Here is an 18,959-nt window from a genome sequence, read left to right on the forward strand (position 1 = left end):
GATGAACGCGCTGTTGCAAGGCCACACGGTCAGCAATCTCGCCCCCGTGGCGCCCGTGCGGGCGCTGCTGGAGGTGGACAACGTCAGCCTGGAGTACCGCACCCCGCAGCGCGTGGTGCGCGCCACCCACCAGGTGAGCTTCGCGGTCGATCCGGCCGACCGCTTCGTGCTGCTCGGCCCGTCGGGTTGCGGCAAGTCGAGCCTGCTCAAGGCGGTGGCCGGCTTCATCGCCCCGCAGGCCGGCGAGATCCGTCTCGATGGCAGGCCAGTGAGCCAGCCCGGACCGGATCGCATCGTGGTGTTCCAGGAGTTCGACCAGCTGCCGCCCTGGAAGACGGTCAAGCAGAACGTCATGTTCCCGCTCCTGGCCTCGCGCACGCTGGGCCGCAAGGAGGCCGGGGAGCGCGCCCTGCATTATCTGGACAAGGTGGGCCTGGCGGCTTTTGCCGACGCCTATCCGCACACCCTGTCCGGCGGCATGAAGGCGCGCGTGGCCATCGCCCGCGCGCTGGCCATGCAACCGAAGATCCTGCTGATGGACGAGCCGTTCGCCGCGCTCGACGCGCTGACCCGCCGCAAGATGCAGGAGGAGCTGCTGGCGCTGTGGGAGGAGGTGCGCTTCACCCTGCTGTTCGTCACCCACTCCATCGAGGAGGCGCTGGTGGTCGGCAACCGCATCCTGCTGCTGTCGCCGCATCCGGGCCGGGTGCGCGCCGAGGTGCACAGCCACCAGTTCGACCTGCACAGCCTGGGCGGCGTGGCCTTCCAGCAGACCGCGCAACGCATCCATCGGCTGCTGTTCGACGAAGAGGTGGCATCCGTGCCGCTCGATCTCGGCTTCCAGGACATCCGTCTGTCCTGCTGATCCGCTGCCTTTCGCTTTACAGGCCTGGCTTTACAAGAGAACCGCCATGCATCCCGCATCCCCCGTGCGTCACGAATACGAAATCGACCTGCAACCGCTGACCGACCAGCCGCTGGAGCGCGCGCTGCCGCTCGCCACTCGCCTGTGGCAGCTGGGCTGGCTGCGCAAGAGCCTGATCCTGCTGCTGCTCGCCCTGGCCTGGGAGCTGGCCGCGCGCTACCAGGGCAACGACCTGCTGCTGCCGAGCTTCCTGCAGACCGCCCGCGCCTTCGCCGAGGGCATCGCCAGCGGCGAACTGCTGGAAAAGGTGGCGATCTCCCTGGGCGTGCTGCTCAAGGGCTACCTGCTCGGCATCCTGCTGGCCCTCGCGCTGACCACCTTGGCGGTGTCCACCCAACTGGGCCGCGACCTGCTGTCGACGCTGACCGCGATGTTCAACCCGCTGCCGGCCATCGCCCTGCTGCCGCTGGCGCTGCTGTGGTTCGGCCTGGGCGAGAACAGCCTGATCTTCGTGCTGGTGCATTCGGTGCTGTGGGCGCTGGCGCTGAATACCTACGCAGGCTTTCTCGGCGTTTCCGAGACCCAGCGCATGGCCGGGCGCAACTACGGCCTGCGCGGCCTGCGCTTCGTCGCGCTGATCCTGATCCCGGCGGCGCTGCCGGCGATCCTCTCCGGCCTCAAGGTCGGCTGGGCCTTCGCCTGGCGCACGCTGATCGCCGCCGAGCTGGTGTTCGGCGCGTCCTCGGGGCAGGGCGGTCTGGGCTGGTACATCTTCCAGAACCGTAACCAGCTGTACACCGACAAGGTGTTCGCTGGCCTCGCCGTGGTGATCCTCATCGGCCTCTTGGTAGAGAACCTGGTGTTCAGCCTGCTGGAGCGGGTCACGGTAAAGCGCTGGGGCATGCAGCGCTGAAAACCAGCGCCATTCGATTCATGTAGTCGCAACGAGAGATTTGCAGATGGGCAAGATCGTTTTCATCACCGGCGCCACCTCCGGCTTCGGCCGCGCCGCGGCGCGGCGCTTTGCCACCGACGGCTGGTCGCTGGTGCTCACCGGGCGCCGCCTGGAACGCCTGCAGCAGTTGCAGGACGAGCTGGGCAGGGCGGTGCCGGTACATATCGCCGCGCTGGACGTGCGCGACGCCGAAGCCGTGCAGCGAGTTGTCGCCGAGCTGCCGGAGGGCTTTCGCCAGGTGCAGGCGCTAATCAATAACGCCGGCCTGGCGCTGGCGCCGCAGGCCGCGCAGAACGTCGAGCTGGCCGACTGGCACACCATGATCGACACCAACATCAAGGGCCTGGTCAACGTCACCCACGCGCTGCTGCCGACCCTGATCGCCACGGGGCGCGGCGCCAGCATCGTCAACCTCGGTTCGGTGGCCGGGCAGTGGCCCTATCCGGGCAGCCACGTCTACGGCGCGAGCAAGGCCTTCGTCCAGCAGTTCAGCTACAACCTGCGCTGCGACCTGCAGGGCAGCGGCGTGCGGGTCACCGACATCGCCCCGGGCATGGCCGAGACCGAGTTCACCCTGGTGCGCACCAAGGGCGACCAGGCCGCCTCGGATCGCCTGTACCGCGGCACCGAGCCGCTCTCCGCCGAGGACATCGCCGAGCAGATCTTCTACGTGGCGAGCCTGCCTGCGCATATCAATATCAACCGCCTGGAAGTCATGCCGACCCGCCAGGCCTGGTCGCCATTCGCGGTGGATCGCGACTGATGCGCGTCGGTTCGCTGCCGGGCGCCGCTGGCAGCTTGACCGGCGAAAGCACCCGGCTTCACCCTGTCGCCCCCTTCCGTGCACGGAATCGCCATGAAAAAGAACGTCTTCGTCTTCAGCCGCCTCAGCCCCGAGCACCAGGAACGCCTGCGGCAGAACTTCAACGTGACCCTGCTCGACCCGGCGGGCGACATCGACGCCCAGTACGCCGCGGCGCTGCCCGGGGCGCACGGCCTGCTCGGCGTCGGCCGGCCGTTCGGTCGCGTCCAGCTGGCGCAGGCCGGGCAGCTCGAGGTCATCTCGAGCATCTCGGTGGGTTACGACAACTACGAGCTGAGCTATCTGAACGAGCGCGGCATCCTGCTCACCAACACCCCGGACGTGCTCACCGAAACCACCGCCGACCTCGGCTTCACCCTGTTGATGGCCGCCGCGCGGCGGGTGCCGGAGCTGGACGCCTGGGTCAAGGCCGGTCATTGGCAGGCGCCGGTCGGCCCGGCGCAGTTCGGCAGCGACGTGCACGGCAAGACCCTTGGCATCCTGGGCCTGGGCAATATCGGCGCGGCCATCGCCCGCCGCGGTCGCTTCGGCTTCAACATGCCGGTGCTGTACAGCGGCAACAGCCGCAAGCCGGCGCTGGAGCAGGAGCTGGGCGCGCGCTACTGCGCCTTCGACGAGCTGCTCGGCGCGGCCGACTTCGTGGTGCTGGTGGTGCCGCTGAGCGCCGCGACCCACCACCTGATCGGCCGCCGCGAGCTGGCGCTGATGAAACCGAGCGCCATCCTGGTCAACGTCGCACGCGGCCCGGTGGTCGACGAGGCCGCGCTGGTCGAGGCGCTGCAGAACCGGCAGATCCAGGCCGCCGGCCTCGACGTCTACGAGAAGGAGCCGCTGCGCGAGTCGCCGCTGTTCGCCCTGCCCAACGTGGTGACCCTGCCGCACGTGGGTTCGGCCACCCATGAGACGCGCCGGGCGATGGCCGAGCTGGCGCTGGACAACCTCGAGCGCGCACTGCTCGGCGGCACGCCGCAGCACATGGTCAATCCGCAGGTACGGGAGGAGGGCGTCGCCCGATAAGGAAAGCGCCACTGCCGGGGCATCGCCACATGGCCAACGCCCGCGCTCCCGAGGGCGGGGCGTTCGGTCGTGCGCGCAAAGTGGTTATAACTACAGGCCACATCGTTCTAAACGCTTATACCAAAAAGCCGATATCCTCGCGCCACCACACGAGGGTTTGACCTCGCATTGCAGGGGTAATGATGGATTCGGCGATTTTCGGTTTCGTGTTTGCAGGTCTGGTGGTCGGCTTCATCGTCGGCATGACCGGTGTTGGCGGTGGTTCGTTGATGACGCCGATCCTGCTCTGGTTCGGCATCAACCCGGCTACCGCGGTGGGCACCGACCTGCTGTACGCGGCCATCACCAAGTCCAGCGGCGTGCTGGTGCACGGCAAGAACAAGAACATCGACTGGTCCATCACCGGCTGGCTGGCACTCGGCAGCGTCCCGGCCGCGGCGCTGACCCTGTGGTTCCTGCACAACCTGAACTCCGATCCGCAGGCCCTGAACGCGCTGATCAAGCAGGCGCTGGGCTTCGTGCTGCTGCTGACCGCGCTGGCGATCCTGTTCAAGAAGCAGCTGATGGCCTTCGCCACCAAGCACGCCGGCGATCGCTTCCACGTCAACGGCCCGCTGCTGAATGCGCTGACCGTCTTCACCGGCGTGGTCCTCGGCGTGATGGTGACGCTGACCTCGATCGGCGCCGGCGCGCTGGGCACCGTCGCCCTGTTCATGCTCTATCCGTTCCTGCCGGTCCGTCGCCTGGTCGGCACGGAGATCGCCCATGCGGTGCCGCTGACCCTGGTCGCCGGCCTCGGCCACGCCGGCATGGGCAGCATCGACTGGCAACTGCTGGGCTACCTGCTGATGGGTTCGCTGCCGGGCATCTATCTCGGCAGTCATATGACCGGACGGGTTCCCGAGCATGTGCTGCGTCCGTGCCTCGCGGTCATGCTGACCTTCGTGGGTATCAAGCTGGCGTTCTGAGCCAGGCCCCCGGCAACAGCGAAAGACTCCAAGCCCGCCTTCCGGCGGGCTTTTTGTTTGGAGCGGATTTATCTCCCGCGCCGTTCAGGGGCGGGGTCTCGTAGCCTCGGGAACGCTGTAGTCAGCACTGATCTTCGGGTTTTCGTAGTGAATGTAGTTGCAGACTGCGCAAACCAGCCGCTGATGCGTGCAGATTTCCAGGCCCGTGGCGTACGCGGCTCCAGTGCAAAAGCGCCGCCAGGGGGAGGGCGGTCGGTTCTGAAAGGGGGGTCAGGCGAAGTTGGGCAGCCCGCCCAGTTTGCCCTTGTAGTAGATCATCGGCGTCACCTCTTCCGTGGGCAGGATCAGGTTCTTCACCGCGCCGATGATGATGGCGTGGTCGCCGCCGTCGTATTCGCGCCACAACTCGCACTCGATGATCGCCGTGGCCTTGCTCAGGAGCGGGTTGCCCAGCTCGCTCAGGTGCCACTCGATGCCCTCGGCCTTGTCCTTGCCCTTCTTGGCGAAGGCGTAGGCCTCGGCCTGCTGGTCGGCACATAGCAGGTGGATGGCGAAGCGCTTGCTGTTGCGCAGGATCGGGTAGGTGTCCGAGGCGTAGTTGGGACAGAACAGCACCAGCGCCGGATCGATGGACAGCGCGCTGAAGGCGCTCACGGTGATCCCGACGATTTCGCCGTCCGCATCCAGGGTGGTCACCACGGTGACTCCCGAGGGGAAGGAGCTCATGACTTCTTTATACAGGCCGGGTTCGATCATCTCGATTACCTCCTAGCGCATCCCGAAGGGATCGGGCATCAGTCTGACGATCTTGCGGATTTCAAAGCTCATGAGAATCTCCGGCAGGGCTTTGGCTTCTTGTCTTATGGTCTACCAAAACACCGGGCATGCAAGCCCGGTTTTCGCCGCTGTGTATCCGCTCGTCACCAGCTCGACAGCAACTCAAGCTGGGGAATGTCCAGCAAAGGCAAGCTCGTGCCACAGGCCCGGCTAGAGTCCCAATGGCGCAAAGCCTGGGCAAACAGCGCTGTGAACCACCGGTAACCCGGCCGTGCCGCCTGGCATGCCGGTGTTGCGAGGATTCCAGGTCACTCCTTGATGCGCAGATGCTTCACCGAGTGCGCGCGCTGCTCGTCCAGCGAGTTGTAGTAGGTGTTCTGCGTGGTGCTCAGACTGTTGTGGCGCAGGTCGGCCTGCAGGTCCTTCATGTCGCGGTGCGGCGCATCGAAGGTCGCCGAGGTGTGGCGCAGCCAGTGCAGCGAGGCCGAGCGCAGGTGGTCGATCTCGTCGTTGCTCCAACCCTCGCTTGCCATGCGCGCCAGCGCGCGGTCGAAGACTTCCTGCAGCAGTAGACGCAGGTGGCGGTCGGAGAGCCCGGCGCGGCCTTTAAGGGTGGCGAGGAGGGGATGCGTCTCGTGGGGCGAGGGCTTGGCAGGCAGGCCCAAATGGCGGCGATAACGGGTCAGGTAGATGTTGATGTAGTCGTCACGCACGCTGATCTTCGCCGCCTTGTTGCCCTTGCCGACCACGTGGAACCACCAGTTGCCGGTGGTATCGCGGCGAAAGTCGCCCATGGTCGGCTCCCAGTTGTCGCGTCCGACCAGATCGGAAACCCGCAGGTACATGGCGAACAAGGTCGCGAGGATGAACAGCGTGCGCTCGTGGACCTCGGGATCCTCGTCGGCCATGCGCTCGGCGGTCTCGATCACGTAGCTCCATTGCAACGGGGTGAGCGAGCGACCCGAGACATCCAGGGTGTTGCGCTGCTTGTAGACCGATTTCTGCTTGACCGCGCGGAACGGGTTGACCTCGGTGAGGCCTTCGTCGATGGCGTGCTGGAAGAAGCTGCCACAGACGGCGAATACCTGGGCGACCGAGCCCTGGGACATCCGGTATGGGCGGTTTTCCACATCCTGGGTGGAGTCGGCCAGGGCGCGGTTGCGCTTGGGCACGGTCATGCTGAAGGGTCGCCAGTCTTCGTTGACCACGTAGCTGTCGGATTCGAGCTTCTTGCGGCCGCCGATACGAACGAAGCGCGAACGAACCATCGGCCCGATCCAGTCCCTGGGCGGGCGCAGACAGAATTCCATGAAGGCTTCGGCATCGCGCCGGCGCAGTTCCAGCAGCGGTTTGCGGCCGATCAACAAGGCCCACAGCAACAGACGCTCGACATGGGTGCGGTAGGAATTGAAGGTCGTCTCGTTGCCCGCGTAGGACTTGAGGAAGCCACGCACCGCCAGGTAACCCTCGACGGCCTGCGACTCGACCGGGAAGTCGGCGAGGTAAGCGCGCACGGCCGGCAGTTCCTCGCTGAGCTGCAGGAAATTCAGTTCCAGGAAGCGGTCGTAGGTATCGAACAGCGGAGACGGCGTGGTGGGCATGGCGGATTTTCTGTCCCTGATGGAATGGGCGATGCAAAGCGCAAAACAGGCAGCGCTGCGGGGGCTATCCGCATTATATGCAATTTCCGGGTCTGGTGATTATCGGATATTGCATATCCCTGGAGGGCCTTCCCCCGGGTTTCAGTTAAGGCTCTGGCCGGCTTTGACCGTCGACAGGATACGCCAAGCGGTCCAGGCAACGCTCGCCATGCAGCACGTCTTCACTACTCCAATCCATTGCACTTCATCTAACTGACGGGCTTCAGCCGCTGCGTTGTGCCGTCGGGCCGGACCTTCTCCTGCTCCTTCCGAGTGGTAATCAGGTTCGGCCCGCAGCGCCATGCAGGCGCATGAAGCGGCGATCCAGAAAATCCTTCCAGCGGCCGCACAACACGCCTTCCGCAGTCAGTCCGGCCCAGCTCAGCAGCGCGCCGCCGCGGCCATCGGCAAGCAGCGCCAGGGCGCGCGCCTGAGGACGGTAACTGTCGAGCGCTTCGCCGCCGAGGACATGGGCCAGATTGGCCGCCAATACCGGGCCTTGGCGAACGGCGTAAACGCCGCTATGTGGCGTGCCGGGCAGACTGGCGCAGTCGCCCGCGGCGAGGATCTGCGGATGCGACAGGCTCTGCAGCGTGGCGGACACGGCCACGAAGCCCCGCGCATCGACGCTCAGCCCCGAGGCCGCCAGCCACGGCAACGGGCTTACGCCACTCGCCAGGACCAGCCGCGCGCCCCTCCAGACAGGCCGACCGGCCACTTCCAGGGCATCGCCGCGAATTCGCTCCACCGGGCAGTTTTCGTGGATCTGCACGCCGGCGGCCTGCAAATGACGGAGTGCGCGCCCGCGTAGCGCCGGCGGATGGCCGGCGAGCAGATGGGTGGCGCAGAACAGCGACAGCGCCGGCACCTGGCGTGCCATGGCCAGGGCCAGTTCGACGCCCGCCGCGCCGCCGCCGAGGATCGCCAGCGGCGCGGGTCGCCGCTGCCATTGCTGCCAGCGGGCGATGAAGTCGGCGAACGGCTTGACCGGCAGCACCTCGACGGCGACGCCGGTCTGCTCCAGCGCCGGCAGCCGCGCCCCCGGGTTCAGCGACAGCCAGCGCCCACGCAGCGACGCGCTGCCAGCCAGGCGCAGCGTCCGCGTCTCGGCGTCCATGGCGATCACCTGTGCCGGCACCCAATCGATGCCGGCCGCCACACAACGCGGCTGCAGCGGGATACGACACTCCTCGAGGGCATAACGGCCGGCCAGTAGTCCCGGCAGCATGCCGGAATACCAGGCATAGGGATCAGGCGAGACCAGCGCGACGCGGCCTTGCGGGCGTCGCCCACCAGCCCAGAGCCGCAGCACACCCAGGTGAGCGTGGCCGGCGCCGGTGAGAATCAGGTCGAAATCGGTGGTCACCTGCCCTCTCCCGTCATGCGCCCTGCTCCGCCCCCCAACGGCGCAACGACGCGGGCCGGTGGTCGGATGTATGACGCAGCCTCAGTCACTACGCCCGTCAGCCCTTGAGTGCGCCGCCGCAACTGGAGCCCTGTCCGGCGGTGCAGGCGAAACAGTGGTCACGGGTGACTATCGGGTTGCCGTCCAGCGTGGTGCGCAGCAGGTCACGCAGGTGCGCGCGCTCGTGGCCGATCAGTTCGAGCGGCAGGCCGAGCATCTGATTGAAGTCGCAGTCGTACAGGTAGCCCTGCCAGTCGACACTGACCAGCGAGCGGCACATGACCGCCGCGAGGTTCTCCGCGCGGTAGCTGTCCTTGAGCAGCTGCAGGTAGGCGTCGAACTGGCCGCGGCTGACCAGGGTACTGCCGAACCGGGCGATCGGCTGGTTGGTGATGGTCAGCAGGTGGTCGAAGACGATACCGTACTCGGCGGCCAGGTGCGTCTTGTAGTCGGCCTCCAGCGCCGCCTGCGGTGGCGGCAGGCTCGGCCCCTGCGGGTTGTATACCAGGTTGAGCACCAGGCCGCGGCCGGGCTGGCCGTAGCCGAGCGCGTTGAGGCGGCGCAAGCCGGCAATACTGCGCTCGAATACCCCCACGCCGCGTTGGCGGTCGACATTCTCGCGGGCATAGCACGGCAGTGACGCGGTGACCTCCACACCCTCCCCGGCCAGGAACTCGGCCAGATCCTCGAAGCCCGGCTCGCCGAGGATGGTCAGGTTGCAGCGATCGATCACCCGCAGGCCCGCGCGTCGCGCGTGGCTGGCCAATTCGCGAAAGCGCGGATGCATCTCCGGCGCGCCACCGGTCAGATCGAGCGTGTGCACCGGGTGGGCGTCGATGACTTCGAGAAGCACCGCCAAGGTGGCATCGTCCATGCTCTCGGTGCGCGTCGGCCCGGCGTTGACATGGCAGTGCAGGCAGCGCTGGTTGCAACGGTAGGTCAGATTGACCTGCAGGGCCTCGAGACGGCCGCGACCGATGGCCGGGAAGTCGAGGAGATTGAGCAGCGGCAAGGTGTCGTGCATGGCGCGGTCTCCTGCAGCCGATAACGGCGAAAGGCGCACGGACGCCCATACTCACTATATAGATTTTCCGTGGCCCGCCCATCTGCCCGAGTCCAGCCATGCATGATCGAAGCTGCCCGTGCCCTGCCCTGATCCTGGTCTGCAAGCGCCCCGCCCTCGGCCACGGCAAGCAGCGCCTGGCCGCGCGCCTGGGTGCCGTGGCGACCCTCGAGATGGCCGAGCGACTGCTCGACTGCGCCCTGGAGGATCTGGCGCAATGGCCCGGCGCACGGGTGATCGCCCCGGACGCGGCGACGCATTGTTCCTGGGCCCGCGAACTGTTGCCTGACTGTCTGTGCCTGCTCCAGTCCGCCGGCAATCTCGGTGAGCGTCTGAACGCCCTCGACCGCCAACTGCGCGCGGCCGGCGAGCGGACGCTGATCTTCATCGGCAGCGATGCGCCGGCCCTTACCGAGGACGACTACCGGCGGGTACGCAGCGCCCTGGGCGAGGTGGACAGCGTGCTGCTCGCCGCCCGCGACGGTGGCGTGGTGCTGATGGCTTCCAATCGACCCTGGCCGGATCTTGCCGAACTGCCGTGGAGCACGCCGCAGCTGGGCGAGTCGCTGGCCACCGCCTGTCGCCAGGCCGGGCATTCGCTGCAGGTCTGCGGCGAATCCTTCGATGTGGACGAGCCCGCCGATCTCGCCTGGATCCGCCGGGCACTGGCGGACGATCCGCGACCGGCGCGACAACGGCTGCTCGCCACGCTGGCCAGCTTGGGTGAGGTATGCGCATGAACCAGGCCGCCGCGGTGAGCGTGATCATTCCCTGCCTGCACGACGAGGAGCACCTGGAGAGATTGCTCGGCCAGCTGCGCAGAACGGCACAGATGGAGGTACGGCCGCCGCAGGTCATCGTGGTCGACGCCGGGCGCAGCGAACAATGCCGGGACCTATGCCGGGACCACGACGCCCTCTGGGTCCCATTCGCACCCTGCCGTGGCGAGCAGCTGCGGCAGGGCGCGGCGCTGGCTGGCGGCGACATCCTATGGTTCCTGCATGCCGACGCCGTGCTCGACGGCCAGCCGCTGGCCGCCCTGCGCCGGGCCGTCGCCGATGGCGCGGTCGGCGGTTTTTTCGCTTTCCGCTTCGCCGGGGCACCGTGCTGGCAGGCGCGCGTGCTCGAGTGGGCGGTGAATCGGCGCACGCAGGTCGGCGTGCCCTACGGCGATCAAGGCCTGTTCGCCCGGCGCGATGCCTATTTCGCCGCCGGCCAGCATGCGCCGTGGCCGCTGTTCGAGGAGGTGCCTCTGGTGCACGGTCTGCGTGCGCTGGGCGGCTTCCGCCGCCTCGGCCACGGACTGCGGGTCAGTTCACGACGCTGGCAGCGCGACGGCTGGTGGCGACGCGCGCTGCGCAATCGCCTGCTAGCCTTGGGCTTCACCCTCGGCATCGCGCCCCAGCGGCTGGCCCGTCTGTATGCGGGCCAGGCAACGGTCTCGGCGACAGGCCAGCAGCAGGCGCACCGGTAGCCGTGATCGCACCACCTACAGCGTGCTGCCTGGAATAGAGAGGCTCCCTGCGCAGGGCCGTTTCGTCGCCCTCCGCTTGACGCAGGGGCGAAATCCTTGCCGGTCGTCTTTTTGGGTTAACATGCGGTCATCACCTCCGCCTCGACGAGAGTTCGCAGCATGCCCGATTCCGGCCGCAAGAATGTCCGCCTGATCAAGAAGTACGCCAACCGCCGGCTCTACGATACCCAGACCAGCACGCACATCACCCTGCAGGACATCCGTCAGTTGGTCATCAACGAGGAGCCCTTCCAGGTGGTGGATGCCAAGTCCGGCGAGGACTTGACGCGCAGCATCCTGCTGCAGATCATCCAGGAAGCCGAGAGCGACGGCGAGCCGATCTTCTCCACCGACATGCTCAAGGGCATCATCCGTTTCTACGGTCCCTTCCAGGGCATGCTCGGCAATTATCTGGAGAAAAGCATCCAGGCCGTGCTGGACATCCAGGCCAAGACCGGCCAGCAGTCGTCGCAGACCTGGAGCGACTTCATGCGCAGCCAGTTGCCGGTGATGCAGGACCTGATGGGTCAGTACGTGGAGCAGTCCAAGCAGCTATACCTGAACACGCAGAATCTGTTCGGCATGTTCCCCGGCTTTCCTGGGGCCGCAGGACGCGGCGAGAAGGACAAGAAGGACGACGGGAGCGACAACAAGGCCTGAGAGGGTCACCCATGGCGCATGGAAGCACCAAATCCGTGCAGTACCTGCCGCAGCAGGCACTGCACGTCAATCTGATCGGGGCAGACCGTCAGTCGACTGCATGTCGCCTGACTGACCAGTCCTGGAACCGAAAGCGCTGTGGCTTTCGGCGCAGTTTGTCGCGAGCGAAGCGTGTTCCCCAACATCGTGGCTGCGCGAGTGTCAGCACTCGCCTACAGCCTCGCCTGCCCGCGGCCCCTTCCTGCCTTTCCTTGCATTACATCGACTTACTTGCTGCGGGTACCGGTAGCCTTGGTGGCTTCGCGGGTAGCCTGGCCGGCAGCGCTGGCGGCGGCGGCGATGCCGTTCTCGGCGATTTCCGCAGCCTGCTTGGCGGTCTTCTGCGCAGTCTCCAGCACGTTGCCAGCGGTTTCCACGGCCGACTTCAGGACGGCGACGGCCGACTCGGAGCCAGCTGGCGCGTTCTTTGCAATTTCCTCAACAAGCTCTTGGACCTGCTGGGTGCCGCGGGCGACCTGGCTCTCGCCGAGCTTGGCGAGATCGGCCTGCAGGCTGGAAACCAGATCGTACACCTGACGACCGTACTCCAGGGCGCGTTCGGCCTGTTGAGCCGGATGGGCGATGGTACCGAGCACGGAGGTGAAGGTTTGCGGATCGCGGGCGGCGAACAGCTTGCTGGCGTTGCTGAAGTTCTCCTCGCTGATGGTGCGCAGGGTGCTGATTTGCAGGGTGGTGATCTGCTCGAAGCCCTTGAGGACCTTGCTGTTCAGCTGCTGCAGCAGCTCGAGGTTGGCTTTCTGGGACGCCTGCAGTTTTTCCGAATCGAAGAAGGACATGGATGAGTCTCCCGAAGATGAGAAAGGCCTGAAGCCAAGTAGAGGTGCCTGTTAGCACCGTCCTGCGATTGAATTCTTGGTGATCGTAGGAAAAACTGCAAGCGATTTTTTGTGCGCTGCACAAAAAAAATTCCAAACACGCCATGATGCCTGTGGAGGCCAAAAACGCCGAAATAGCTCAAAAATGCCAAGCAATAGCTGTTATCTGTTTCTGATGTGTGTCAAAAAGACCTTCCTTCCGACATATGCTCAGAAGGATTTTTTGCGAAGCAATAGGAGGAACCCCTTCGCCAGCGAGAGCCGGGACGCTTCTCGTCAAAAAAACGCAATCATGCCGAAGCAAGGTAGGCCTGTCGGGCCTGCACCTCAGCCTGAAGCCAGGGAACCCAGGCGGACCGCCACATCCGACCTCCCCCGGCGAAGTTGTTTAGCTTTCTCATATGTCTAACGGAGTGACTGAGCATGACCAACAACAACAAGCGCATTGCACTGGTAACTGGCGGCATGGGTGGTATCGGCACGGCTATCAGCCAGCGCCTGTATCGTGATGGTTTCATCGTGGTGGTCGGCTGCAGCAGCCAGTCCACCCGTAAGGAAGCCTGGCTGGAACAGCAACGCCAGGAAGGCTACGAGTTCCACGCCATGGCCAGCGACATCACCAGTTGGGACGACGTGGTACGCGCTTTCGCTCAGGTACGCGAGGAGGTGGGCCAGATCGACGTTCTGGTTAACAACGCGGGCATCACCCGCGACACCACCTTCAAGAAGATGACTCCGCAGGACTGGAGCGCGGTGATCTCCACCAACCTCAACGGCCTGTTCAACACCTCCAAACAGGTCGTCGATTCGATGCTCGAGCGCGGTTGGGGCCGCATCATCAATATCTCCTCGGTCAACGGCCAGCGCGGTCAGTTCGGCCAGACCAACTACTCGGCAGCCAAGGCCGGCATCCATGGCTTCACCATGGCGCTGGCCCGCGAAGTGGCCAGCAAGGGCATCACCGTCAACACCATCTCTCCCGGCTACATCCGCACCGAGATGACCGGGGCGATCCGTGAAGACGTGTTGGAGAAGATCATTTCCGGGATTCCGGTCGGCCGCATGGGCCAGCCGGAAGAAATCGCTTCCATGGTCTCCTGGTTGGCTTCCGACGAAGGCGCCTATGCCACTGGCGCCGACTTCTCGGTCAACGGCGGCCTGAACATGGCCTGATCGGCTCTGCCGATCCCTGGCGGCGCCCGGTTCACTCCGCCGGGCGACCGCCCCTTCTCCAGTTCCCAGATTTCAGCAGAGGTTCTTCCATGAACGACGTTGTCATTGTCGCCGCTACCCGTACCGCCATCGGCTCCTTCCAGGGTGGCCTGAGCAGCATTCCCGCCCCGGACCTGGGCGCTGCGGTGATCCGTCAGGTGCTCGCGCAGAGCGGCGTGAAGCCGCAGGATATCGACGAAGTGATCCTCGGCCAGGTGCTCACCGCAGGCAGTGGCCAGAACCCGGCCCGCCAGGCTGCGATCAAGGCCGGCCTGCCGAACGAAGTGCCGGCGCTGACCCTCAACAAGGTGTGCGGCTCGGGTCTCAAGGCCGTACAGCTGGCCGTGCAGGCCATCCGCTGCGGCGACGCCGAGCTGATCATCGCCGGCGGCCAGGAGAACATGAGCCTGTCGCCCTACGTGCTGCCCAAGGCCCGTACCGGCCTGCGCATGGGCCATGCCCAGCTGCAGGACAGCATGATCCAGGACGGCCTGTGGGATGCCTTCAACGACTACCACATGGGCATCACCGCCGAGAACCTGGCCAAGCGCTTCGAGATCACTCGCGAGGAGCAGGACGCCTTCGCCGCCGCCTCCCAGCAGAAGGCCGCCGCAGCCATCGAGGCCGGCACCTTCAAGGCCGAGATCACCCCGATCCTGATCCCGCAGCGCAAGGGCGACCCGCTGGCCTTCGCCACCGACGAGCAGCCGCGCGGCGACACCACCTACGACAGCCTGGCCAAGCTCAAGCCGGCCTTCAGCAAGGACGGCAGCGTCACCGCCGGCAATGCCTCCAGCATCAACGACGGCGCTGCCGTGGTGTTGCTGGCCAGTGCCAAGAAGGCCGCCGAACTGGGTCTGCCGGTACTGGCCAAGATCAAGGCCTACGCCAGCTCCGGCGTCGACCCGGCGATCATGGGCATCGGACCGGTATCGGCCACCCGCCTGTGCCTGGAGAAGGCCGGCTGGAGTCTCGACGACCTCGACCGCGTCGAAGCCAACGAGGCCTTCGCCGTGCAGGCGCTGAGCGTCAACAAGGAGCTCGGCTGGGATACCAGCAAGATCAACGTGAACGGTGGCGCCATCGCCCTCGGCCACCCGATCGGCGCTTCCGGCTGCCGCATCCTGGTCACCCTGCTGTACGAACTGCAGCGCAGTAACCTGAGCAAGGGCCTGGCCACCTTGTGCATCGGTGGCGGTCAGGGCGTGGCCCTCGCAATCGAACGCTGATATGGTCTGAACACCCCCGCACCCTGCGGTGCGGGGGTGTTGCCAGTCGGATACCAGCAGCCTCTTGATAGCGGACACCTGTGATGGATAACTCCCCGCCCTTCTCGGCCTTCTTCTCGGCCAACCTGCCCTTCGTCGCCCGGGCAGCCCTCGAACAACTACGCATCTGGGTACGCCACAATCCCTGGTTCCAGGGCAAGAACACCGACAGCTGGTTCCAGGTCGAGGGCGCGACTCTCGACCGTTTGCAGACCGAGTACGGTGGCGAATGGGCCCAACTCGGCATGCAGATGCTGACCCGTCAGCCGTTCGCCTTCACCGATGCGCGCTTTGCCGGCAATGCCTGGAGCCAGCCGCTGTTCGGCTCGCTGGCCGCCCTCTACCTGCTCAACTCGCGCTTCCTGATGCGTCTGATCGACGAGTTGCCGATCGAGTCGGGCAAGATGCGGCAGCGCCTGGTGTTCCTGGTCGATCAACTGATCGCCGCCGGGGCGCCGAGCAACTACCTGAACAGCAACCCCGAAGCGCTCGAGCGCGCCGTGCAGACCGGCGGAGCCAGCCTGTTCAGCGGCCTGCTGCACCTCGCCAGCGACCTCAAGGAAGGCAAGCTGCGTCAGTGCGACAGCAGCGCCTTCGAGGTCGGCGTCAACCTGGCCACCACGCCCGGTCAGGTGGTCTACGAGAACCCGCTGTTCCAGCTGATCCAGTACACGCCGCAGAGCGAAACCCAATACAAGCGCCCGCTGCTGATCGTTCCGCCGGCGATCAACAAGTTCTACATCCTCGACCTGCAACCGGAAAGCTCGCTGGTGCGCTACGCCCTGGAGCAGGGCCAGCCGGTGTTCCTGGTATCCTGGCGCAACGCCGACGAGAGCGTCGCCACGGCGAATTGGGACGACTACGTCGAGCAGGGCATCATCGAGGCGATCAAGGTCACTCAGGCGATCAGCGGCGAGCAGCAGCTCAACATGCTCGGCTACTGTGTCGGCGGCACCCTGCTGGCCTGCGGTCTTGCCGTGCTCGCCGCACGCGGCGAGAAACCGGCCGCCAGCCTGACCCTGCTGGTCACCCTCCTCGACTTCGAGGACACCGGCGTGCTCGACGTGTTCGTCGACGAGGAGATCGTCCGCTACCGCGAGCGCACCATCGGTGGCGAAGGCGGCAACTTCGGCCTGTACCGCGGCGAGGACATGGGCAACACCTTCTCCCTGCTGCGCCCCAACGAGCTGTGGTGGAACTACGGCATCGAGAAGTACCTCAAGGGCCAGAAGCCGCGCTCGCTGGACCTGCTGTTCTGGAACAACGACCACACCCATCTGCCCGGCCCGATGTACTGCTGGTACCTGCGCCATGCCTACCTGCAGAACGACCTGAAGTCCGGCCGCCTGCAGGTCTGCGGCGAAACCGTCGACCTCGGCAAGCTGGACATGCCGACCTACCTGGTCGGCACCCGCGAGGACCACATCGTGCCGTGGCGCAGCGCCTTCGCCAGTTCGCGCCTGCTCAAGGGGCCGACCCGCTTCGTGCTCGGCGCCTCCGGGCACATCGCCGGCATCATCAATCCGCCGGCGAAGAAGAAACGCAGCTACTGGACGAGCGAGGCGCTACCGAGCGATCCGGACCAGTGGTTCGCTGCGGCCAGCGAGCATCCCGGCAGCTGGTGGGGCGACTGGACCGAGTGGCTGGCCAAGACCTCCGGCGAGCGCGTCCCGGCGACCGGCAAACTTGGCTCGAAGAAGTATCCGCCGCTGGAAGCGGCACCCGGCCGCTACGTCCTGCAACGCAACTGAGATAAGCAACCGGCCCGCCTCGTGCGGGCCGGATTGCATCGCCTCCTTTCTCCCTCCCCTTGATCCCCGACCGTGCCACGCTGGAGCTCCGCCAGCACAGCGCATCCTCCCTCTGCAGGCGGCGCCACCGCCCGGTAATCCGCCGTGCCCCCAGGTGCCCCGGGCAAAGTGCTTTGCATTGCACGACTGTCACCAATTTTCACCAGCACTGACCGCCATGGCTGTCATGCAATGAAAAATACCTGACGCTGGATGTAAAGCATGTGGGGGTATGAATCCCTAGATTGGCTGTTCTGCACGCGAAGCTGGACGATTTCGCTGCACAGGTGCCCCCTGCCAACGGCGTAGCCATGGCCACGGAGGGCTTTCTGCCGATACAGCTGCCTCAGGTAGCGGATACAAGAATGACCAATATCCCGCCCTTCTCGGCCTTCTTCCCGGCCAACCTGCCCTTCGTCGCCCGTGCTGCCCTGGAGCCGTTGCGCTTCTGGGTGCGCCAGAGTCCCTGGTTCCAGGGCAAGGACACCGACGCCTGGTTCGACGTAGATGCCGCGGCTCTCGATCGTCTGCAAGGCGAATACAACAGCGAATGGGCCCAGCTCGGCATGCAGATGCTGACCCATCAACCATTCGCCTTCAGCGACTCGCGCTTTGCCGGCAGAGCCTGGAACCAGCCGCTGTTCGGCTCGCTGGCCGCCCTCTACCTGCTCAACTCGCGCTACCTGATGCGCCTGATCGACGAGTTGCCGATCGAATCGGCCAAGCTGCGCAAGCGCCTGGGTTTCCTGGTCGAACAGCTGATCGCCGCCGGGGCGCCGAGCAACTACCTGAACAGCAACCCCGAAGCGCTCGAGTACGCGGTGCAGACCGGCGGAGCCAGCCTGTTCAGCGGCCTGCTGCACCTGGTCAGCGACCTCAAGGAAGGCAAGCTGCGCCAGTGCGACAGCGGCGCCTTCGAGGTCGGCGTCAACCTGGCCACCACGCCTGGCCAGGTGGTCTACGAGAACCCGCTGTTCCAGCTGATCCAGTACGCGCCGCAGAGCGCCACCCAGTACAAGCGCCCGCTGCTGCTGGTACCGCCGGCGATCAACAAGTTCTATATCCTCGACATGCAGCCGGAGAGCTCGCTGGTGCGCTACGCCCTGGAGCAGGGCCATCCGGTGTACCTGATGTCCTGGCGCAACGTCGACCAGAGCATGGCCGCCACTACCTGGGACGACTACGTCGAGCAGGGCATCATCGAGGCGATCCGCGTCACCCAGGCGATCAGCGGCGAGCAGCAGCTCAACATGCTCGGCTACTGTGTCGGCGGCACCCTGCTGGCCTGCGGCCTGGGTGTGCTCGCCGCACGCGGCGAGAAACCGGCCGCCAGCCTGACCCTGCTGGTCACCCTGCTCGATTTCGCGGACACCGGCGTGCTGAACGTGTTCGTCGACGAGGAGATCGTCCGCTACCGCGAGCGCACCATCGGTGGCGAAGGCGGCAACTTCGGCCTGTTCCGCGGCGAGGACATGGGCAACACCTTCTCCCTGCTGCGTCCCAACGAACTGTGGTGGAACTACGGCGTCGAGAAGTACCTCAAGGGCCAGAAGCCGCGCTCGCTGGATCTGCTGTTCTGGAACAACGACCACACCCATCTGCCCGGCGCCATGTACTGCTGGTACCTGCGCCACGCCTATCTGCAGAACGAGCTGAAGTCCGGCCGCCTGCAGGTCTGCGGCGAGACCCTCGATCTCGGCGAATTGGACATGCCGACCTATGTGGTCGGTGCCCGCGAAGACCACATCGTGCCGTGGCAGAGCGCCTTCAACAGCGGGCACCTGCTCAAGGGGCCGACCCGCTTCGTGCTCGGCGCCTCCGGGCACATCGCCGGGATCATCAACCCGGTCTCGAAGAACAAGCGCAGCTACTGGACCAACGAAGCGCTGCCGGCCGATCCCGCGCAGTGGCTGGAAGGCGCCGTCGAGCAGCCCGGCAGCTGGTGGACCGACTGGGCCACCTGGTTGGGGCAGCATGGCGGCAAGCGCGGCAAGCCGGCCGCCCGCCTCGGCTCGGTCGACTACCCGCCGCGCGAACCCGCACCCGGCCAGTACGTGCTGGATCGCGGCTGACCCTCGGCGCCCGACCCGCCGGCGCGGGTCGGGTTCCGCTTCCTGAGCAGAGAGCC

The 18,959-nt window shown here is 65.9% G+C and carries 17 protein-coding genes; 12 read left to right on the top strand and 5 right to left on the bottom strand.

Features of this window, described 5'->3' with window-relative positions:
• The first annotated feature begins 1 nt into the window (after position 1).
• From LMJ29_RS02180 to LMJ29_RS02200, 5 genes are all read left to right on the top strand, one after another.
• Positions 2-865 (top strand): ABC transporter ATP-binding protein, encoded by an 864-nt coding sequence (locus tag LMJ29_RS02180; protein WP_229603624.1) that lies wholly within the window; start codon positions 2-4, stop codon positions 863-865.
• Between the two features lie 46 nt (positions 866-911).
• Complete coding sequence (locus tag LMJ29_RS02185; RefSeq protein ID WP_229603627.1) at positions 912-1,778, top strand: ABC transporter permease; 867 nt, start codon at positions 912-914, stop codon at positions 1,776-1,778.
• A gap of 46 nt (positions 1,779-1,824) precedes the next feature.
• Entirely contained in the window at positions 1,825-2,583 is a 759-nt protein-coding gene (locus tag LMJ29_RS02190; RefSeq protein WP_229603629.1) for an SDR family NAD(P)-dependent oxidoreductase, read from the top strand.
• 93 nt (positions 2,584-2,676) lie between these two features.
• Positions 2,677-3,660 (top strand): 2-hydroxyacid dehydrogenase, encoded by a 984-nt coding sequence (locus tag LMJ29_RS02195; protein ID WP_229603631.1) that lies wholly within the window; start codon positions 2,677-2,679, stop codon positions 3,658-3,660.
• A 182-nt stretch (positions 3,661-3,842) separates the two neighbouring features.
• The gene (locus LMJ29_RS02200; protein ID WP_229603633.1) at positions 3,843-4,628 is read left to right on the top strand and encodes a sulfite exporter TauE/SafE family protein; all 786 of its coding nucleotides are present in this window, start codon (positions 3,843-3,845) and stop codon (positions 4,626-4,628) included.
• A gap of 270 nt (positions 4,629-4,898) precedes the next feature.
• Here the strand turns inward: LMJ29_RS02200 and LMJ29_RS02205 are convergent, their stop codons facing one another.
• From LMJ29_RS02205 to arsS, 4 genes are all read right to left on the bottom strand, one after another.
• Positions 4,899-5,384: a flavin reductase family protein gene (locus tag LMJ29_RS02205; protein ID WP_229603635.1), complete on the bottom strand. Its 486-nt coding sequence runs from the start codon at positions 5,382-5,384 to the stop codon at positions 4,899-4,901.
• A 329-nt stretch (positions 5,385-5,713) separates the two neighbouring features.
• A complete protein-coding gene (locus LMJ29_RS02210; protein ID WP_229603637.1) occupies positions 5,714-7,006 on the bottom strand; it encodes a tyrosine-type recombinase/integrase in 1,293 nt (430 codons plus the stop codon).
• A 319-nt stretch (positions 7,007-7,325) separates the two neighbouring features.
• Positions 7,326-8,411: an FAD-dependent oxidoreductase gene (locus tag LMJ29_RS02215; RefSeq protein ID WP_229603640.1), complete on the bottom strand. Its 1,086-nt coding sequence runs from the start codon at positions 8,409-8,411 to the stop codon at positions 7,326-7,328.
• 97 nt (positions 8,412-8,508) lie between these two features.
• Positions 8,509-9,474 (bottom strand): arsenosugar biosynthesis radical SAM (seleno)protein ArsS, encoded by a 966-nt coding sequence (gene arsS, locus LMJ29_RS02220; RefSeq protein WP_229603642.1) that lies wholly within the window; start codon positions 9,472-9,474, stop codon positions 8,509-8,511.
• Positions 9,475-9,572: 98 nt separating this feature from the next.
• Here arsS and LMJ29_RS02225 point away from each other — a divergent pair, with 98 nt between their 5' ends.
• From LMJ29_RS02225 to phaR, 3 genes are all read left to right on the top strand, one after another.
• The gene (locus LMJ29_RS02225; protein WP_229603644.1) at positions 9,573-10,253 is read left to right on the top strand and encodes a TIGR04282 family arsenosugar biosynthesis glycosyltransferase; all 681 of its coding nucleotides are present in this window, start codon (positions 9,573-9,575) and stop codon (positions 10,251-10,253) included.
• Positions 10,250-10,987 carry a glycosyltransferase gene (locus LMJ29_RS02230; RefSeq protein WP_229603645.1) on the top strand — a complete coding sequence of 246 codons (738 nt, stop codon included), beginning with the start codon at positions 10,250-10,252 and terminating at the stop codon, positions 10,985-10,987. The genes LMJ29_RS02225 and LMJ29_RS02230 overlap by 4 nt, the downstream gene beginning before the upstream one ends.
• 159 nt (positions 10,988-11,146) lie before the next feature.
• A complete protein-coding gene (phaR, locus tag LMJ29_RS02235) occupies positions 11,147-11,686 on the top strand; it encodes a polyhydroxyalkanoate synthesis repressor PhaR (RefSeq protein ID WP_229603647.1) in 540 nt (179 codons plus the stop codon).
• A gap of 266 nt (positions 11,687-11,952) precedes the next feature.
• On the opposite strand, the gene phaP is transcribed toward phaR, so the two are convergent.
• A complete protein-coding gene (gene phaP, locus LMJ29_RS02240; RefSeq protein WP_229603649.1) occupies positions 11,953-12,522 on the bottom strand; it encodes a TIGR01841 family phasin in 570 nt (189 codons plus the stop codon).
• Positions 12,523-12,984: 462 nt separating this feature from the next.
• On the opposite strand from phaP, the gene phbB reads away from it, so the two are divergent.
• The 4 genes from phbB to phaC (LMJ29_RS02260) all read left to right on the top strand — a co-directional run bounded on the left by phbB (position 12,985) and on the right by phaC (LMJ29_RS02260) (position 18,903).
• Positions 12,985-13,734, top strand: a complete 750-nt coding sequence (gene phbB / locus LMJ29_RS02245; RefSeq protein WP_229603650.1) for an acetoacetyl-CoA reductase — start codon at positions 12,985-12,987, stop codon at positions 13,732-13,734.
• 89 nt (positions 13,735-13,823) lie between these two features.
• Positions 13,824-15,002 (top strand): acetyl-CoA C-acetyltransferase, encoded by a 1,179-nt coding sequence (locus tag LMJ29_RS02250; protein WP_229603652.1) that lies wholly within the window; start codon positions 13,824-13,826, stop codon positions 15,000-15,002.
• Positions 15,003-15,085: 83 nt separating this feature from the next.
• Positions 15,086-16,792, top strand: a complete 1,707-nt coding sequence (gene phaC / locus LMJ29_RS02255) for a class I poly(R)-hydroxyalkanoic acid synthase (protein ID WP_229603653.1) — start codon at positions 15,086-15,088, stop codon at positions 16,790-16,792.
• Between the two features lie 404 nt (positions 16,793-17,196).
• A complete protein-coding gene (phaC, locus tag LMJ29_RS02260) occupies positions 17,197-18,903 on the top strand; it encodes a class I poly(R)-hydroxyalkanoic acid synthase (RefSeq protein WP_229603655.1) in 1,707 nt (568 codons plus the stop codon).
• Positions 18,904-18,959 lie beyond the last annotated feature (56 nt).

The organism is Pseudomonas oryzagri (assembly GCF_020831405.1).
GTDB classification, from domain to species: Bacteria; Pseudomonadota; Gammaproteobacteria; order Pseudomonadales; family Pseudomonadaceae; genus Geopseudomonas; species Geopseudomonas oryzagri.

Coding starts and splice junctions, on each gene's coding strand:
- phaR (WP_229603647.1), top strand. CDS start 11,147: ATGCCCGATTCCGGCCGCAAGAATGTCCGCCTGATCAAGAAGTACGCC.
- LMJ29_RS02230 (WP_229603645.1), top strand. CDS start 10,250: ATGAACCAGGCCGCCGCGGTGAGCGTGATCATTCCCTGCCTGCACGAC.
- LMJ29_RS02225 (WP_229603644.1), top strand. CDS start 9,573: ATGCATGATCGAAGCTGCCCGTGCCCTGCCCTGATCCTGGTCTGCAAG.
- LMJ29_RS02205 (WP_229603635.1), bottom strand. CDS start 5,384: ATGATCGAACCCGGCCTGTATAAAGAAGTCATGAGCTCCTTCCCCTCG.
- phaC (WP_229603653.1), top strand. CDS start 15,086: ATGGATAACTCCCCGCCCTTCTCGGCCTTCTTCTCGGCCAACCTGCCC.
- LMJ29_RS02180 (WP_229603624.1), top strand. CDS start 2: ATGAACGCGCTGTTGCAAGGCCACACGGTCAGCAATCTCGCCCCCGTG.
- LMJ29_RS02195 (WP_229603631.1), top strand. CDS start 2,677: ATGAAAAAGAACGTCTTCGTCTTCAGCCGCCTCAGCCCCGAGCACCAG.
- phbB (WP_229603650.1), top strand. CDS start 12,985: ATGACCAACAACAACAAGCGCATTGCACTGGTAACTGGCGGCATGGGT.
- phaP (WP_229603649.1), bottom strand. CDS start 12,522: ATGTCCTTCTTCGATTCGGAAAAACTGCAGGCGTCCCAGAAAGCCAAC.
- LMJ29_RS02185 (WP_229603627.1), top strand. CDS start 912: ATGCATCCCGCATCCCCCGTGCGTCACGAATACGAAATCGACCTGCAA.
- LMJ29_RS02190 (WP_229603629.1), top strand. CDS start 1,825: ATGGGCAAGATCGTTTTCATCACCGGCGCCACCTCCGGCTTCGGCCGC.
- LMJ29_RS02250 (WP_229603652.1), top strand. CDS start 13,824: ATGAACGACGTTGTCATTGTCGCCGCTACCCGTACCGCCATCGGCTCC.
- phaC (WP_229603655.1), top strand. CDS start 17,197: ATGACCAATATCCCGCCCTTCTCGGCCTTCTTCCCGGCCAACCTGCCC.
- LMJ29_RS02200 (WP_229603633.1), top strand. CDS start 3,843: ATGGATTCGGCGATTTTCGGTTTCGTGTTTGCAGGTCTGGTGGTCGGC.
- LMJ29_RS02210 (WP_229603637.1), bottom strand. CDS start 7,006: ATGCCCACCACGCCGTCTCCGCTGTTCGATACCTACGACCGCTTCCTG.
- arsS (WP_229603642.1), bottom strand. CDS start 9,474: ATGCACGACACCTTGCCGCTGCTCAATCTCCTCGACTTCCCGGCCATC.